Origin of the sequence: Cytobacillus firmus (assembly GCF_023715565.1) — a bacterium.
GTDB lineage: Bacteria > Bacillota > Bacilli > Bacillales > Cytobacillaceae > Cytobacillus > Cytobacillus firmus_C.
The window spans coordinates 1-16,895 of the sequence record NZ_JAMBOJ010000031.1 but is presented as its reverse complement, the minus strand read 5'-3'; the positions used below and the strand labels follow the sequence as shown (position 1 = coordinate 16,895).

The 16,895-nt window shown below is 40.4% G+C and carries 14 protein-coding genes and 1 pseudogene; 9 read left to right on the top strand and 6 right to left on the bottom strand.

Features of this window, described 5'->3' with window-relative positions; genetic code table 11:
* Positions 1-72 precede the first annotated feature (72 nt).
* The 5 genes from hppD to M3205_RS13750 all read left to right on the top strand — a co-directional run bounded on the left by hppD (position 73) and on the right by M3205_RS13750 (position 5,068).
* A complete protein-coding gene (gene hppD, locus M3205_RS13770; RefSeq protein ID WP_251170429.1) occupies positions 73-1,188 on the top strand; it encodes a 4-hydroxyphenylpyruvate dioxygenase in 1,116 nt (371 codons plus the stop codon).
* Between the two features lie 67 nt (positions 1,189-1,255).
* The gene (gene hisC / locus M3205_RS13765; RefSeq protein WP_251170428.1) at positions 1,256-2,350 is read left to right on the top strand and encodes a histidinol-phosphate transaminase; all 1,095 of its coding nucleotides are present in this window, start codon (positions 1,256-1,258) and stop codon (positions 2,348-2,350) included.
* A gap of 5 nt (positions 2,351-2,355) precedes the next feature.
* Positions 2,356-2,976, top strand: a complete 621-nt coding sequence (locus tag M3205_RS13760; protein ID WP_251170427.1) for a flavin reductase family protein — start codon at positions 2,356-2,358, stop codon at positions 2,974-2,976.
* Positions 2,977-2,980: 4 nt separating this feature from the next.
* Positions 2,981-3,904 (top strand): fumarylacetoacetate hydrolase family protein, encoded by a 924-nt coding sequence (locus M3205_RS13755; RefSeq protein WP_251170426.1) that lies wholly within the window; start codon positions 2,981-2,983, stop codon positions 3,902-3,904.
* A gap of 9 nt (positions 3,905-3,913) precedes the next feature.
* Positions 3,914-5,068 carry a homogentisate 1,2-dioxygenase gene (locus tag M3205_RS13750; protein WP_251170425.1) on the top strand — a complete coding sequence of 385 codons (1,155 nt, stop codon included), beginning with the start codon at positions 3,914-3,916 and terminating at the stop codon, positions 5,066-5,068.
* Positions 5,069-5,112: 44 nt separating this feature from the next.
* On the opposite strand, the gene M3205_RS13745 is transcribed toward M3205_RS13750, so the two are convergent.
* The 4 genes from M3205_RS13745 to arcA form a co-directional block, all read right to left on the bottom strand.
* Entirely contained in the window at positions 5,113-5,967 is an 855-nt protein-coding gene (locus tag M3205_RS13745; RefSeq protein ID WP_251170424.1) for a DegV family protein, read from the bottom strand.
* A 411-nt stretch (positions 5,968-6,378) separates the two neighbouring features.
* Entirely contained in the window at positions 6,379-7,932 is a 1,554-nt protein-coding gene (locus M3205_RS13740) for an ABC-F family ATP-binding cassette domain-containing protein (RefSeq protein WP_251170423.1), read from the bottom strand.
* A 209-nt stretch (positions 7,933-8,141) separates the two neighbouring features.
* Entirely contained in the window at positions 8,142-9,599 is a 1,458-nt protein-coding gene (gene katA / locus M3205_RS13735; RefSeq protein WP_251170422.1) for a catalase KatA, read from the bottom strand.
* Between the two features lie 275 nt (positions 9,600-9,874).
* The gene (arcA, locus tag M3205_RS13730; protein WP_251170421.1) at positions 9,875-11,110 is read right to left on the bottom strand and encodes an arginine deiminase; all 1,236 of its coding nucleotides are present in this window, start codon (positions 11,108-11,110) and stop codon (positions 9,875-9,877) included.
* Positions 11,111-11,459: 349 nt separating this feature from the next.
* On the opposite strand from arcA, the gene M3205_RS13725 reads away from it, so the two are divergent.
* Together M3205_RS13725 and M3205_RS13720 are read left to right on the top strand one after the other, a co-directional pair.
* Positions 11,460-12,650: a glycine C-acetyltransferase gene (locus M3205_RS13725; protein WP_251170420.1), complete on the top strand. Its 1,191-nt coding sequence runs from the start codon at positions 11,460-11,462 to the stop codon at positions 12,648-12,650.
* A 50-nt stretch (positions 12,651-12,700) separates the two neighbouring features.
* Positions 12,701-13,645 (top strand): L-threonine 3-dehydrogenase, encoded by a 945-nt coding sequence (locus tag M3205_RS13720; protein ID WP_251170419.1) that lies wholly within the window; start codon positions 12,701-12,703, stop codon positions 13,643-13,645.
* Between the two features lie 34 nt (positions 13,646-13,679).
* Here the strand turns inward: M3205_RS13720 and M3205_RS13715 are convergent, their stop codons facing one another.
* Positions 13,680-14,423: an arylamine N-acetyltransferase family protein gene (locus M3205_RS13715; RefSeq protein WP_251170418.1), complete on the bottom strand. Its 744-nt coding sequence runs from the start codon at positions 14,421-14,423 to the stop codon at positions 13,680-13,682.
* A gap of 178 nt (positions 14,424-14,601) precedes the next feature.
* On the opposite strand from M3205_RS13715, the pseudogene M3205_RS13710 reads away from it, so the two are divergent.
* A pseudogene (locus M3205_RS13710) lies at positions 14,602-14,784 on the top strand (Rdx family protein); the annotation flags it as partial.
* Positions 14,785-14,867: 83 nt separating this feature from the next.
* Here the strand turns inward: M3205_RS13710 and M3205_RS13705 are convergent.
* A complete protein-coding gene (locus M3205_RS13705; RefSeq protein WP_251170417.1) occupies positions 14,868-15,269 on the bottom strand; it encodes an Hsp20/alpha crystallin family protein in 402 nt (133 codons plus the stop codon).
* A gap of 92 nt (positions 15,270-15,361) precedes the next feature.
* Here M3205_RS13705 and selA point away from each other — a divergent pair, with 92 nt between their 5' ends.
* Entirely contained in the window at positions 15,362-16,759 is a 1,398-nt protein-coding gene (selA, locus tag M3205_RS13700) for an L-seryl-tRNA(Sec) selenium transferase (RefSeq protein ID WP_251170416.1), read from the top strand.
* The last annotated feature ends 136 nt before the right edge of the window (positions 16,760-16,895 follow it).

The window sequence follows — 16,895 nt, the reverse complement described above, 5'->3', positions numbered from 1 at the left end:
TCTTGAGAACATTTACAAGTTTCCTATATGATAAATTCAAAATATTATTAATATTAAAATGGAGGGGTTAACATGCAAGATGAAAAATTGTTAAATGAACAAAAGGCAGCCGATTTCTTTCCTGTTAAGGAAGTAGATTATTTAGAAATCTATTCAGGAAATGCAAAACAATCCTGCCATTATTTCTGCACAGCTTTCGGCTTTAAGCCAGTTGCATATTCCGGTCTGGAAACAGGGAATAGAGAGACAGTCTCTTACGTTCTTCAGCAGAGAAAGATTCGCCTGGTGATCACAGGAACGTTAAATGACAGTTCCAGAGTTTCAAATTTCATTCATAAGCATGGAGATGGTGTGAAAGATATAGCATTAGCTGTTGATGATGTTGAAAAGGCATATAAAGCAGCGGTTGAAAGAGGTGCAATCGAAATACAGCCTCCAGCTGAGATAAAAGATGAACATGGCGCGATTAAAAAGGCAGTAATTGGTACATATGGAGACACCATTCATACACTTGTTGAACGGAATGATTATAAAGGGGTTTTCATGCCTGGCTTTGAGCCTTATCAAACTGGAGTGCCATTTGAGGATGCAGGCTTTATCGGCGTCGACCATGTGGTTGGAAATGTAGAGAGAATGGAGGAATGGGTAAATTATTATGCAAATGTAATGGGCTTTAAGGAAATGAAGCACTTTACAGATAAAGACATTACAACAGAATATTCCGCTCTAATGTCTAAGGTTATGCATAATGGCGGCAGAATTAAGTTCCCGATTAACGAGCCTGCAGAAGGGAAGCGGAAATCTCAGATTGAAGAATACCTTGAATATTACAACGGGGCAGGAGTACAGCATTTAGCCATTCTGACAGAAGATATTGTCAGCACTGTCAGCACCCTCCGTAAAAATGGTGTAGAGTTCTTAAGCACTCCTGATTCTTATTATGAAATGCTTTCTGAGCGCGTTGGGAAAATTGATGAAGAGATAGACAAATTGAAGGAATTAGATATTCTCGTTGACCGTGATGACGAAGGCTATCTGCTGCAAATTTTCACGAAACCAATCGTAGACCGTCCGACCCTATTCATTGAAATCATACAGCGTAAAGGTGCCAGAGGGTTTGGTGAAGGCAACTTTAAAGCACTCTTTGAATCTATTGAACGCGAGCAGGAAAGACGGGGAAATTTATAACTTTTCAGCTTGAAAGGGAGAAAGTATTTCTCCCTTTTTTAATAAATTTCAGAGGGAGGCAATCCAGATGGCTAGAATCCAGACAAAAAGAGCCGTGGAAAAGATTGTTTCTTATCCGCTTGGCAGCAGCCCGGAAGAGATCAAAGAAATGTACAATTTAATGGCTGTCCGGAAAATGTCTGATAATGAAAATGTATATGGCTGTTCACCCGAAGTCAGGAACAGCATCAGCAAAGCGATGAACAGTCTTTACTTTTACCCGGATGGCACTGTATCCTTGCTCAAACGCAAACTGGCCGGCTTCTATAACATTAGAGAAGATAATTTTCTGGTCAGCAATGGTTCAGAAGAAATCATCCGATTATTGACTAGAGCATACATAAGTGCTGGAGATGAAGCGGTCATGGCACAGAATACATTTCCGCGATATGAAACAAACGTCCTGATTGAAGGAGGCAGTGCGATAACGGTGCCGCTGCAAAAGGGAACACATAACCTAAGTGCCATGTATGAGAAGATAAACGAAAAAACAAAAATGGTGTTTGTCTGCAATCCCAACAATCCTACAGGAACAATAGTCGGAAAATCAGAACTGCTGCAATTCATTGATAAAGTTCCTTCAAATATACTGATTATTCTTGATGAAGCATACTTTGAATATGTGAATTCTGAGGATTATCCTGACTCTATATCGCTTCTTGAAGAGAGGCCTAACTTAATCATTCTAAGGACTTTCTCCAAGATCTATGGGCTTGCCGGACTCCGTGTCGGCTATGGAATCATGCATCCTGAGATCGTGAATGACCTTCATAAAGTTAAAGATGTTTTTAATGTCAATCACCTGGCACAGGCAGCGGCTTCTGCAGCACTAAATGATCAGGACTTTATAAAGGAATGTGCACATAAAAATGCCGAAGAGATGAAATTTGTGTGCCAAAAACTAACAGAATTACATGTAGGCTATTTTCCTTCCCAAACTAATTTTATATATATTTTCAGCCAGCTTCCTATTGCAGACAATTTGATTGCAAATGGCTTAGTAGTCCGAAAAATGAAGCTTGAAGGCTATCTTGATGCTTTTCGGATGACTTTAGGAACTAGGGAAGATAATGAAGCGGCATTGGCTGTGATTAACAAACTTCTAAATGAAAGGGCGGTGTAAAACATATGGAATTAAATCCACAGAGTCTTGAATGGAAAGACGCATATAAGCTGATGGTCGGCTCCATTCTGCCGCGGCCCATTGCGTTTGTTACGAGTATGGATACAGAAGGGAATGTAAATGCAGCTCCATTTAGCTTTTTTACTGCCATATGTGCAGATCCGATGCTGATTTGCTTTTCACCGATGCGAAAAGGGACTGATGGTTCTAAGAAAGATACGCTTACTAATATTGAAGTCACTAAGGAATTTGTTATTAACATCGTCAGTGAAGACTTTACCGAAAAGATGAATATTTGTGCAGCAGATTATCCGGCTGATACAGACGAACTGGCCGCAGCAGGTCTCGAAAAAGAAAAAAGTGCCGCTGTCAAGCCGCCTCGGGTTAAAGAATCAAAGGTCCATTTGGAATGCAGTCTCTATCAGGTACTTCACTTTGGAGAACATCCCGGTTCAGGAAGCCTGGTAATTGGAAAAGTCGAGCATGTGCATGTTGCTGATGAGCTTTACGAAAATGGAAGGATTAATTCCGAAAAGCTGAAGCCTGTTGGCCGGATGGCAGGACATATTTACACGAGGCCTATGACTGATGTATTTGAATTAATTCGAAAAACGGATCCAAGGTGATGCTATGAAATTCATAACCTTTCAAAAACCCAATGGATCCATAAGAGCGGGCTGGCTAAAGAATGAAGAGTATGCGGTCGATATGCATGAAGCGACCAATGGTGTTCTTCCAAAAACAATGCTTGAGTTTCTTGAAAATCATGAATTTTTTATGGAATACCTATCTTTAAGCACTAAACTGAAGAATACCGATAGAGGAGTATATCCATTATCAGACGTCAAATTAATGGCTCCACTGCCAAATCCAAAAAGCTTTCGGGATTTCTATGCTTTTGAAGAACATGTAAAAACGGCAAGGTCCAACCGCGGACTTGATATGATTCCCGAATGGTATGACATACCTGTTTTTTATTTTTCCAATCATCTAAGCATTAAGGGGCCGAACGAAGAGATTTCCCCTCCTAAGGGTTGCCAGTGGCTAGATTACGAGCTCGAAATTGCTTGTATCATCGGTAAAGAGGGAAAGGATATAAAAGCTGATAATGCAGATGATTATATTTTCGGATATTGCATCTTAAATGATTGGAGTGCAAGAGATATTCAGCGCAAAGAAATGAAGGTAGGTCTAGGCCCAGCCAAAGGGAAGGATTTTGCTACATCTATCGGGCCATATATCGTAACAAAGGATGAGCTTGAGAACTTCCGTGTTGAAAATGGCTATGATTTTCTCATGACTGCAAAAGTTAATGGGACTCTTTTATCAGAGGGGAATATGCATGATATCTACTATTCCTTTTACGAAATGATTGAAAGGGCTTCTGACGGTGTAACCCTCTGCCCGGGTGAAATGATTGGTTCCGGGACTGTTGGCAGCGGCTGCATACTTGAGCTTGGCACTGATGTTCACCGCTGGCTGAAACCGGGAGATGAAGTTGAGCTTGAGATTAGCAATCTCGGAATATTAAAAAATCGCATTGCAAATCAGTGAGGTGGAAATATGTTTTATCGCCAAATGGGGAGAATCCCGCACAAGCGCCATACGACATTTAAAAAATCAGATGGAACATTATTCAGGGAACAGGTAATGGGGACAAAAGGTTTTTCCGGGACACAATCCATTCTTTATCATCACTACATGCCAACGGAAGTAGCGCGAACTGAACTGATCGGAAAATATGTTCCTGAGTATGAAGATCAGGAGAGCTTAAAGCATCGGCATTTGTTCACTGATAAAATTGAAAAGAAAGGGGATGCACTTTCAGCAAGGGAATATCTGCTCGGGAATGATGACCTTTTAATAGGCACCATAAATATTACTGAGCCGATGAAAAGCTTTTACCGTAATGGGGATGGAGATGAGATGCTCTACATTCACTATGGAACCGGAAAAGTTGAGACCATGTTCGGAACTTTATCCTATCGCCCGGGAGATTATGTCATTATTCCGATAGGCACCATTTACCGGGTCATTCCGGACAAAGAGCAGTTGACTAAAGTCCTCCTGGTGGAGTCTTTCAGCCAGATTACAACACCAAGAAGATACCGGAATGAGTATGGGCAGCTGCTTGAGCATAGTCCATTCTGTGAACGGGATATCCGGGGACCGGAAACTCTGGAAACTTATGATCAAAGAGGAGAATATGAAGTTATCACCAAAACAAGAGGATACTTGCACTCTCATATCCTGAATCATCACCCGCTTGATGTGGCGGGCTGGGACGGCTATCTTTATCCGTGGGTCTTTAATATAGAAGATTTTGAACCGATTACCGGAAGGGTGCATCAGCCTCCGCCGGTCCATCAGACATTTGAAGGACATAACTTTGTTGTGTGTTCCTTTGTTCCCAGATTATACGATTATCATCCGGAGGCAATCCCTGCCCCTTACTATCACAGCAATGTCAACAGTGATGAACTGCTGTACTATGTGGAAGGCAATTTCATGAGCAGGAAGGGGATTAGAGAAGGCTCCATCACCCTTCATCCAAGCGGGATTCCGCATGGCCCTCATCCTGGAAAAACTGAGGCCAGCATCGGGAAAAAGGAAACACTAGAGCTCGCTGTTATGATTGATACATTCAAGCCTTTAAAACTAGTGAAAAACGCTAAGTTAATTGAAGATGAAAATTACATGTTCACTTGGGTTGAATAGAAAAAAAGCACTTTCATTTTACTTTCCTTTTGGAGAGTGCTTTTTTAACTTTCGTTTTGCCATATAATGGCCAATGTTCCCTCACCGGCATGGGCAGCGATCGTTGAACTTATATCACCAATGAGAATATCAAGCCGCGGAAAATAAAACTTTATTTCTTCGGCCATTTCCTCCGCTTTGGCTGGTACATTCCCATGCATGATTTGAACTTGGGGAATTGTGTGGTTTTCATAAGAATTTCCAAGTAGTTCTATCATTCTTTTAAATGCTTTTTTTTCTGAACGGACTTTATCAAACAGTTCAAACTCCCCGTCCCGATTAATGCGGATAATTGGCTTTATTTTTAATATGCTTCCCAACAGGTATTGTGTGCCAGACATTCTGCCGCCTTTATAAAATTGTTCAAGGCTTCCAAGCAAGATATAGTTCTCTGTTTTGTTTGTCTCACTTTGCAGGATATCTGCAATTTTATGTGCCGGCACATCATTTTCAGCAAGCTTTAATCCTTTATTGATCAATGACGTAATGGCATAAGACATGCATTTAGAATCAACTCCAAAAATAGGGAAATCAGCCAGCTCTGCTCCGGTTAAACAGCTATTCAGCGTGCCGCTAAGCTTGCTGGATACATGGACAGCAACTGCAGCATCATATTCATGCTTCAATGATTCAAATAGTTCGGTAAATCTTCCGGCAGAGGGCTGCGAGGTTTTTGGAACTTCTTTTTCATTCCGAATCCGGCTATACAGCTGATTTGTATTTAAATCAATACCATCTTCATAGGATTCCTCACCGAATGTAATGGTTAGAGGAACTACATAAACGTCGGGATGTTCCAGCAGCTCCTTAGTAGCATAGGCCGTGCTGTCTGTAATCCAGGCAATTCTCTTTTTTGTCATGAATGTTTTAAGTCCTTTGTTTATTATTTTGGTATAAATTGAACCGCTTCCATTATTGAAAAACTCCCCTCATTATACACGAATAGACCATTACCTGTATTGCTTTTAAGTGATCCATTTATAGGAAATATCCTTAGTTCGATAGTCAGAATGTTTATACTGAGCACTTGAAGGCAAATAAGAATCTTTTGTGAACAATGTATGGAAATAATAAAATGGGATCGAAAAACGGAAAAAGGGGCTGGGACAAAAGCATTTCGACCAAAGAAAAAAACGAACTATTATTCGAAATTCTGATTTAGAGTTTCGTAATAGTTCGTTTTTTTTATTTTTATTACTTTTTAAAATAGAAATCATTCGGCTTTAACAACGGACAATTTAGTTCTGTCCCAGCCTCTTCCATAATCTAAATTAAAAAACTTTCGTTGTCCAATCCTCACAATTCCAAATATCTGTCGCAATTTCACGATAGAAATCCGGCTCGTGGGAGACCATCAAAATACTACCGCGATATGCCTTTAGAGCACGTTTTAATTCTTCTTTTGCATCAACATCCAAGTGATTGGTAGGTTCATCCAGAATTAATAAATTCGTTTCTGTGTTTAAAATTTTACATAATCGAACTTTTGCTTTTTCGCCACCAGAAAGGACTTCGACTTTACTTTCAATATGTTTCGTCGTTAACCCGCATTTTGCAAGAGCAGCACGAACTTCAGCCTGATTCATACTTGGGAATTCGCTCCAAATCTCTTCAATACAAGTGTTGTAGTTTGACTGTTTAACTTCCTGCTCGAAGTAACCGATATGTTGATATTCACCGCGTTCCACTTTCCCCGAAATGGGGTTAATCAAGCCAAGAATACTTTTTAAAAGAGTAGACTTACCAATACCATTAGCACCCACGAATGCAATTTTTTGTCCGCGTTCCATTTTCAAATTCAGAGGACGGGAAAGTGGTTCGTTGTAACCAATAACAAGATCTTCAGTTGTGAAAATCCAGCGGCTGGCTGCACGTGCTTCTTTAAAATGAAACTCTGGTTTCGGCTTCTCTCTTCCCAATTCAATAACTTCCATTTTGTCGAGCTTCTTTTGACGGGACATCGCCATATTACGAGTTGCCACACTTGCCTTGTTGCGGGCCACGAAATCCTTTAAATTGGCAATTTCCTGCTGTTGGCGCTTGTATGCAGCTTCGAGCTGCTGCTTTTTCATTTCATATACATTTAAGAAGTTATCATAGTCGCCAACATAGCGATTCAATTCCTGGTTTTCCATGTGATATATCAAGTTAACAACACTGTTTAAAAATGGAATATCATGTGAAATCAAAATAAATGCATTCTCATATTCCTGTAAATAGCGCTTCAGCCATTCGATATGCTGTTCATCCAAATAGTTTGTAGGTTCGTCCAGTAATAGGATTTCAGGCTTTTCCAGCAAAAGCTTAGCAAGCAACACTTTGGTACGCTGTCCGCCGCTTAGATCATCTATATCTCGATCAAGTCCAACTTCGTCTAATCCCAGGCCACGGGCAACTTCCTCAACTTTTGAATTAATTTGATAGAAATCATTACTATCTAAAGTTTCTTGTAGCTCTCCAACTTCTGCAAGTAATGCATCGATATCAGCACCTTCATCACCCATTTTTGCATAAAGTTCATTGATCTCTGTTTCAGCATCAAAAAGATATTGAAAAGCAGTACTCAAAGCTTCACGCATTGAAGTGCCTTTTTTAAGGACAGCATGCTGATCTAAGTAACCAACACGAACTTTTCGTGACCACTCAATTTTCCCCTCGTCGGGCTGCAGCTTGCCGGTTACAATATTCATGAAAGTAGATTTACCCTCACCATTTGCCCCAACCAGTCCAACATGTTCACCTTTTAAAAGCCGAAATGACACATCATTAAAAATCGCACGATCACCGAAGCCGTGACTTAAGTTTTGTACATTTAATACGCTCATTTTTTTTACCCCTTCTCTAACTATTCCATGTGGATATCTTACTAGATTTAGACTGTTTTTTCTATCTAAAGTTATTTCCCGCTTCATTATCGGATAAATTGAAGTTGCAGCAGTAATGTTGGGGATCAGAAGAGGGGGGGAATACTAAAAACTTCACCACCAAAAAAGGTGCCAAGTAGCTTATGGCACCTTTCGCTATTTATAGTACTTTACTTTACTCCCTGCGGCACTGCCAGACCAAGGCCTTTAGCAATTCGTGTACCATATTCAGGATCCGCTTTAAAGAAATGCTGAATCTGGCGAATCTTAATTTCTTCTTTTTCTACTGGTTTCATAGCAGCAACAATGTTCGCCACAAGACGGGAGCGTTCCTCTTCACTCATTAAACGGTATAGATCACCGGCTTGTGTGTAGTGATCATTATGATCATATGCAACACTTTCAGCTAAACCGGATACAGGGTATGCAGCCTGCTTGTGCTCAGGTGCTTCTGTTGGTCCTCCAAAGCTGTTTGGTTCGTAATAAACAGATCCTCCGCCGTTGTTGTCAAAGCGCATTTGGCCGTCACGCTGATAGTTTTGCACCTCATTTTTAGGACGGTTGATTGGCAGCATCTGATGGTTTGCACCTACGCGGTAGCGGTGTGCATCATGGTAAGCAAACAGACGGCCCTGGAGCATTTTATCAGGAGACACATCAATACCAGGTACCAGTGTTCCAGGCGAGAAGGTTGCCTGCTCTACTTCAGCAAAGTAATTTTCCGGATTTCTATTGAGAACCATACGTCCGACTTCAATTAATGGGTAATCTTTTTGTGACCACACTTTAGTAACATCGAATGGGTCAAAACGGTACGTATTTGCATCCTCAAGAGGCATAATTTGCACGCAAAGTTTCCACGATGGGTAGTCTCCATTCTCAATTGCATTAAATAAGTCCTCTGTATGGTAGTCCGGATTGTCGCCAGCTATTTTAGCTGCAGCTTCAGGACTGAGGTTTTTAATGCCCTGCTCTGTTTTAAAGTGATATTTCACCCAGACTCCTTCGCCTTTAGCATTTACCCACTTGAAGGTATGGCTTCCGAACCCATGCATATGCCTTAAAGTTGCAGGGATGCCGCGGTCGGACATTAAGATGGTAACCTGATGAAGTGATTCAGGTGACAGGGACCAGAAATCCCAAACAGCTGTCGGGTTTTTCAGATGTGTCTTGGGATCACGCTTCTGTGTATGGATAAAGTCAGGGAATTTGATGGCATCCCGGATAAAGAATACAGGCGTGTTGTTTCCTACAAGATCATAGTTTCCTTCTTCTGTATAGAACTTAACAGCAAAGCCGCGCGGGTCGCGAACTGTATCAGCAGAGCCCAGTTCACCCGCAACAGTTGAAAAACGGACAAACAAAGGCGTTTTTTTACCTACTTTTGATAGAAATGCAGCTTTTGTATACTTTGTGAGGTCATTTGTAACTTCAAAATAACCATGTGCACCCGCACCTTTTGCATGAACAACTCGCTCAGGCACACGTTCTCTATTAAAATGAGCGAGCTTTTCCAGCAAGTGTACATCTTGAATCAATGTTGGCCCTCTAGAACCTGCAGTCATTGAATTTTGGTTGTCGCCAACTGGGGCACCCCAGCTTGTAGAGAGATTATTCTTTTTTGTCATTTAAAAATCACCTCATAAAAATTTTATAACTTGCTTATAATCTTAATGATAACATTTCTCAAAGTAAAATCAATACTTTTTTATAATTATTATAAATAAATACATATTACTAATAAGTAAATGATATAATAGGGCACGGGTAGCTTGTTTCTAAAGGGCGTTACTATATGTATATTTTCTTTTTTTCCTGAAAGAACTTGTTTTTTGGAACAGGGGGAGAGGAAGGAAGAGGAACTGAAACACAAAAAAACGGACGGTTAGGACCGCCCGTTTTTTCAGCTGATATTTTCCCTTATGATCGGCATGCTCATACATCTTGGGCCGCCACGGCCTCTTGAAAGCTCTGAGCTAAGAATTTCAATGACTTCAACCCCATTTTGCCGGAGGACATCGTTTGAGACATAGTTTCGATCATATGTCACAACTACACCGGGAGCAATAGCGAGTGTATTGGAGCCGTCGTTCCATTGTTCGCGTGCCGCTGCAATTGGGCAGCCTCCGCCGCAGGGGATTAACACTAGTTCATTAAGATGAAGGACTTCTTTCAATGTTTCTTTCAGTGAGTTTTTCTCTGTAATCTTAAGAGTTTCTGAATTATTCTCCTGTTCCAGTATATAAATCTTCATACTGCCATCTCTGTCTTCAATAGCAGGGTGGTAGGTGAATTTATCATGATCAATCATGGTGAAAACCGTATCCAGGTGCATGAATGCGCGAATCTTAGGGATTTCAACTGCCACAACCTTTTTAATGGCATCCTGACGGGAGAATAACTCCCGTGCAAGTTTTTCAATTCCTTGTGCTGAAGTTCTTGCACTAACACCGATGGCGACCACTTCTTCACTTAAAATCAGTTCATCTCCGCCTTCAAGGGAGTACAGATCATCACGCTTAAAGAAAGCAGGAATCTCATGTTTATTAAAACGAGGGTGATGATTCATGATGGAGTCCATAAAAATGGATTCCCTTCTCCTCGCAGGCTCATGCATTCGATTAATGGTAATACCCTCACCTATAACCGCAGCCGGATCCCGTGTAAAATAGAGGTTCGGCATCGGGTCCAGATAAAAAGGGTAATGGTCCGGCATCATTTCATGAAGATGAATTTTCTTATCCTGATCAATATCCGATTTAACGACACCGGCCATCACTTTCTTAACCAGTTCATCAGGAGGAAGTGATAAGAGATACTCTTTCACTGTATCGTAGGAACCATTGATATTAGATTGGCTTTCCCATAAAACCTTTTCAATGAAAGCCAATCTTGCCTCGTCCTGCTGTATAGCTTCTGTCATCAATTTATCGAGATATAAGACCTCAATTCCCCGGTTGCTTAAAATATTTGCGAAATAATCATGTTCTTTTTGAATGGCAGGCAAAAAGGGAATATCATCGAATAAAAGTCTTTTCAAATACTGAGGCGTAAGATTTTCGATTTCCTTACCCGGCCTATGCAGAAGGACCGTCTTTAATTCTCCAATTTCCGAAGTTACATTTAGCGGATGTTTCATTATAATAAATACCTCCAAAGGCTTAATGCCTGACCTATAGTTCTATGTTTGATAGGTTCCCTGTGCAATCATAGAGTAAACAGATCAATTGTGTGTATATTTATTCAATTCAGCTAAATTTGCAGTTAAATTTTTTCTAGATAATAGGGAAAACTGTTTTAAAGGAATTTCAAAGAAACACTAATAGGAATCTGTCCTTCATAAGTGTACAAAATGAAAAAATGTGTTAAAGTATAAGTTGGAAAAGCCTTTACATAGCTATGTTTGTTAGCTTAAAAATGTCCGCTCTGAAAATACAGTTGTATATGAGTTAGCGACAATCGATAAAAAAGTACTGGGGGATACTGATATGACCAGCAAAATTTTAGATGCTTTTTTACAGGAAAACCTGGAGGATTTAAAGGATAGAGGACTTTACAACGTAATCGACCCACTGGAAAGCCCTAATGGTCCAATAATCAAAATCAACGGCAGGGAACTGATTAATCTTTCATCCAATAACTATTTAGGCTTGGCGACTGATGAAAGACTAAAAAAGGCCGCAAATGAAGCAATTGAAAAATTTGGTGTTGGAGCAGGTGCTGTCCGCACGATAAATGGAACGCTTGAACTTCACACGAAACTTGAAGAAAAGCTGGCTGAATTCAAACATACAGAAGCAGCTATCGCATACCAATCCGGATTTAATTGTAACATGGCTGCTATTTCTGCTGTCATGGATAAAAATGATGCGATTTTGTCGGATGAGCTGAACCATGCATCCATCATTGATGGATGCCGCTTATCCAAAGCCAAGATTATTCGCGTAAATCATTCTGACATGGAAGATTTAAGAGCTAAAGCGAAGGAAGCGAAAGAATCTGGGCAGTACAACAAAATCATGGTTATTACTGACGGAGTTTTCTCAATGGATGGGGATATCGCGAAGCTTCCTGAGATTGTGGAAATTGCAGAAGAGTTCGATCTGATAACATATGTGGATGATGCACACGGTTCAGGAGTTCTAGGAAAGGGAGCAGGCACTGTTAAGCACTTCGGCCTTTCCGACAAAATCGATTTCCAGATCGGCACACTTTCAAAGGCAATTGGTGTTGTTGGTGGATATGTGGCCGGTAAAAAGGATTTAATTGATTGGCTGAAAGTACGCAGCAGACCATTCCTATTCTCTACATCTTTAACACCTGCGGATGTAGCAGCAAGCACGAAAGCTATTGAAATGCTTATGGAAAGCACTGAACTGAATGAAAAGTTATGGGAAAATGCCAACTATCTTAAGGACGGGCTGCAAAAATTAGGCTTTGATATAGGCTACAGCGAAACGCCGATTACTCCTTGTATTGTTGGGGATGAAGTAAAAACACAGGAATTCAGCATAAAGCTAAATGAAGAAGGCGTTTATGCAAAATCAATCGTCTTCCCGACTGTTCCAAGGGGAACGGGCCGTGTCAGAAACATGCCAACTGCAGCACATACGAAAGAAATGCTGGATCAGGCAATTGCAATTTATGAAAAAGTCGGCAAGGAAATGGGAATTATTTAAGTTCGGCAATATATACAAGCTAAGGCAAAGAGGAAACGTGGAGGAATACTATGAAACGCATTATGATTACGGGAGCATTAGGTCAAATTGGCTCTGAACTTACCTTGAAATTAAGAGAAACCTACGGAACGGATAATGTTATCGCAACAGACATCAGAAAAAATGATTCTGAGGCTGCTAATTCAGGACCATTTGAAATGGTTGATGTTACCGATGCAAAATCAATGATGGACACAGCAAAGAAATATAATGTTGATACAGTTATTCATATGGCTGCTCTTTTATCAGCTACAGCTGAGGCTAACCCGGTATTTGCATGGAATTTAAATATGGGCGGGCTTATGAATGCACTTGAAACAGCAAGAGAGTGCAATGCACAATTCTTTACGCCAAGCTCCATTGGTGCATTTGGCCCTTCTACACCTAAAGACAACACTCCACAGGATACGATTCACCGTCCAACTACCATGTATGGTGTGAATAAGGTTGCAGGCGAATTGCTGTCGGATTACTACTATTACAAGTTTGGTGTGGATACCAGAGGCTTGAGGTTCCCTGGTTTAATCTCCTATGTAACTCCACCAGGGGGCGGAACGACTGATTACGCTGTTGAGATCTATTATGAAGCCATTAAAAATGGCCGCTATACATCCTACATCGACAAAGGCACATATATGGATATGATGTATATGCCAGATGCGCTGAATGCCATTATTGATTTAATGGAAGCTGATGCAGACAAACTCATCCACCGCAACTCCTTTAATGTAACAGCAATGAGTTTTGAACCTGAACAGATTGCGGCTGAAATCAGAAAGCATATCCCGGGATTTGAAATTTCCTATGAAGTGGATCCTGTACGCCAGGGAATTGCAGACAGCTGGCCGAATTCGATTGATGCTTCAACAGCAAGAAAAGAGTGGGGATTCAAAGCAGAATTTGATTTAGCAAAAATGACTGCTGATATGCTTGATAAATTAAGAACAAAATTATAATCATATTAAAAGGGACGCCGCCAGGCTGTCCCTTTTATAATTTTATTTTGAAATGGCTGAGAAGAAATTCCCTTTTTTCCTCTTCGGTAAGTTCAAATTTATTTTTTCCGGATTCTTCAGACTTGGTAACAGTTAATCCTGATAGTGTAGTACGGCCTTCCTTTGTAGCTATAGTTGCCAGATCTCCATGTGTAAAATGGGATTCAGGTGAAGTCTGATTAAATAAACAGGCATCATGAAAGTCGTCAAGCTGCACCGGCCTATCAGAAAAACGGTATAGAATTTTCCAATTGTCATTCTCAAGACGCTGAAGATCAAACTTTCCTTCAGCTGTCGCTTTAATCCTGTATGTTCCGCTGACATCAGTTTTTTCCTCACCTGTTAGTGGCAGAGGCTGTCTGACGGAATCACCAAACCCCACATCAACCAAATACGGAAGTTGGTGCATATAAACCAATATGGCGGCATGAGAATCTTCTCTGGCCCATCCATCAGGCTTTTTAACGGTGCAGGAAATAAGATGTGATTGAAATCCCAGTTCTGACAGGAGAAGTTGAAACAGACCGTTTAATTCATAGCAAAAGCCTCCCCGGATCCGTTCCAGTATTTTCTCAGAAAACAAATTTGTGTCCAGTCTTATAGGGATTTTTCGTGTCACATCCAGGTTTTCAAAAGGAATATTGAGCATATGCCCGCTTTGAAGATCTGCCAGAAATTCAAGATTCAGATTACGTTCAGCCGAAACTTTAATTCGCTGCAAGTATTTTTGTGCATCCATCAAATCACTCCATATATTTTCTGCTTTCTATTTAGAAGGAAAAACAAATCGATTTGCAGTAATAAAACAGTTATACTAGAATGTCTATATACTTACATTCTAACAAATAACACATGGGGGTTAAAATATGGCATATGAAGTAAAAGTTGAATTTTGCATGATGTGAAACTACGCACCTAAAGCCGCGAGTTTCGCGGAAGAGCTATTTACGCATTTTCATTCTGAGATCTCGAAAATGGAACTGGTTCCAAGCAAGGGAGGAGCTTTCGAAGTAACAGTCAATGGAGTAAAGATTTATTCTAAGCTGGATACAGGTGTTTTTCCTAAAACCAAAGAAATCATCGAAAAAATGCAGAAATAACAGCAAAAAACCTTCTCCGGTGGGAGGAGGTTTTTTGCTGTTCTATGTAAATAAAGGGTAAAGGCAACCCCTATCTCAGTTTATCAATCGATGATTATCTCTCTATTGAATCCCGGTCCTGCTTCATATTTATTAATAAAAATCTCTAATATCTCATTTGCAAAATCTGCACGAACCATTTTATTTATAACGGAGAAAGGCAGTTTAACTTTTCGCATGCATGGTTGTCCGCGCCGAACTGCTTTTGTCTCATCTATTTTAGCAGCCTTGATAATTACGGTGTCATCATATAAGGAAACGGTTACATCTTTTGAGGCACACCCCGTTAAAAGTGCCTCAACAATAATCTGTGTTTCTGTATCGTATAAGTCGATGCGGAATGTTATCTGATCCAAATAAGAGGAAAGCGGGTCCAGGTAATAATCCTCCATCCATTTTTCCAATTCACTCAAATTAAACGGATGGAAATCTTCCTTTTTGTTCAACTTCAAAACCCCCTTGTTTCCTTCTATAGTATTCATTTTATGCGAATTAGTGAAAAATGGTATAATAACGGGGCAAATGCTGGAGGGATATTATGAAGAGTACAGTCAGAAAAATTTTGCCGGTACATGAACTGCAAAAAGACCGGCGTTTTATTTATTTAATGAAACAGTATGGACTTGACTTTATACATACAACCAACATGGTGAAAGAGGTAATTTCTGATATTAGGAATACTATTCTTGCAGGGAATTGGACCGGTGAGGAGCCCGGTACGGAAAAGTTTACGGACCTTATATTTCAAACAGCAGAAGAGGTAATCTCTGTTCGGTATGGCTATACACTTAAAAGGGTTATTAATGCTACTGGCACTGTTCTTCACACTAATCTTGGCCGGGCACGGTTAAGCAAGTCTGCAGCAGATCATATGCTTGAAGCAGCTATGAACTATTCCAATTTGGAGTATAATCTGGGTAAAGGCGAACGGGGATCAAGGCATAGTCATCTGGAAAATCTGCTCAAAGAACTGACAGGTGCAGAAGCAGCCATGGCAGTCAATAATAACGCGGCTGCCGTTTATTTCATTTTAAGAGCTCTTGCGGATGAAAAAGAAGTAATCGTTTCCCGTGGACAGCTTGTTGAAATCGGAGGCTCCTTCAGGGTATCAAGTATAATGGAAGAGAGCGGGGCAAAGCTCGTTGAAGTGGGAACAACAAATAAAACCCACCTGGAAGATTATAAAAAAGTGATAAATGAAGATACAGCTATGATTATGAAGGTACACACGAGCAATTTTAAAATTATTGGTTTTACGAAAGAAGTCGGCACCGGAGAACTTGCCAGCTTATCAAAAGAAAAAAACCTCATATTTTATGAAGATCTGGGCAGCGGTGCACTATTTGATTTTAAAAGCAAAGGAATCGGAAATGAACCAGCAGTCAGCGATGTATTAAAAATGGGGGCCGATATCGTTTCTTTCAGCGGAGATAAGCTTTTAGGCGGTCCTCAGGCAGGAATTATTGCCGGAAGAAAGGATTTAATCGAAAAGCTGAAAAAACACCAGCTTGCCCGGGTTCTCCGTGTAGATAAAATGACAATAGCTGCTCTTGAAGGCACTCTTATTGATTACTTAAAAGGCGAAGAGGGTCTCAAAAATATTCCGGTGGTCCATGATGTTTTGATGACCAGTGACGAACTCAAAGTAAGAACGTCCCAATTCATTAACAGATTACAAGTCGCCGGAAACGATTATGTATGCTCAATGAGACAGAGTACAGGGCAGGTGGGAGGAGGCACGATGCCTGAGGTAAAGCTTCCATCCTGGATTGCTGTTTTAAAACACCTTAAGTATTCAGCAGATCATATCGGCCGCCAATTAAGGATTAATTCCTCCATAATAGTCAGGATTCAAAAGGAAGAAATTCTGATTGACCTTAGGACAGTAACTCCTGAAGAAGAGGATACTATAATAAATGCTCTAACTGCTGTTTAAAGAGAAGAGGCTGGGACATAACTAGTTTCAAATAGTGAAAAAGATGAATTTGAGCACATTCAAATTCATCTTTTTCTATTTTTAGTAGTAAGAATTGCTATGCTCTCAGTGATTGGCAGTGAATTTCCTTAAATTC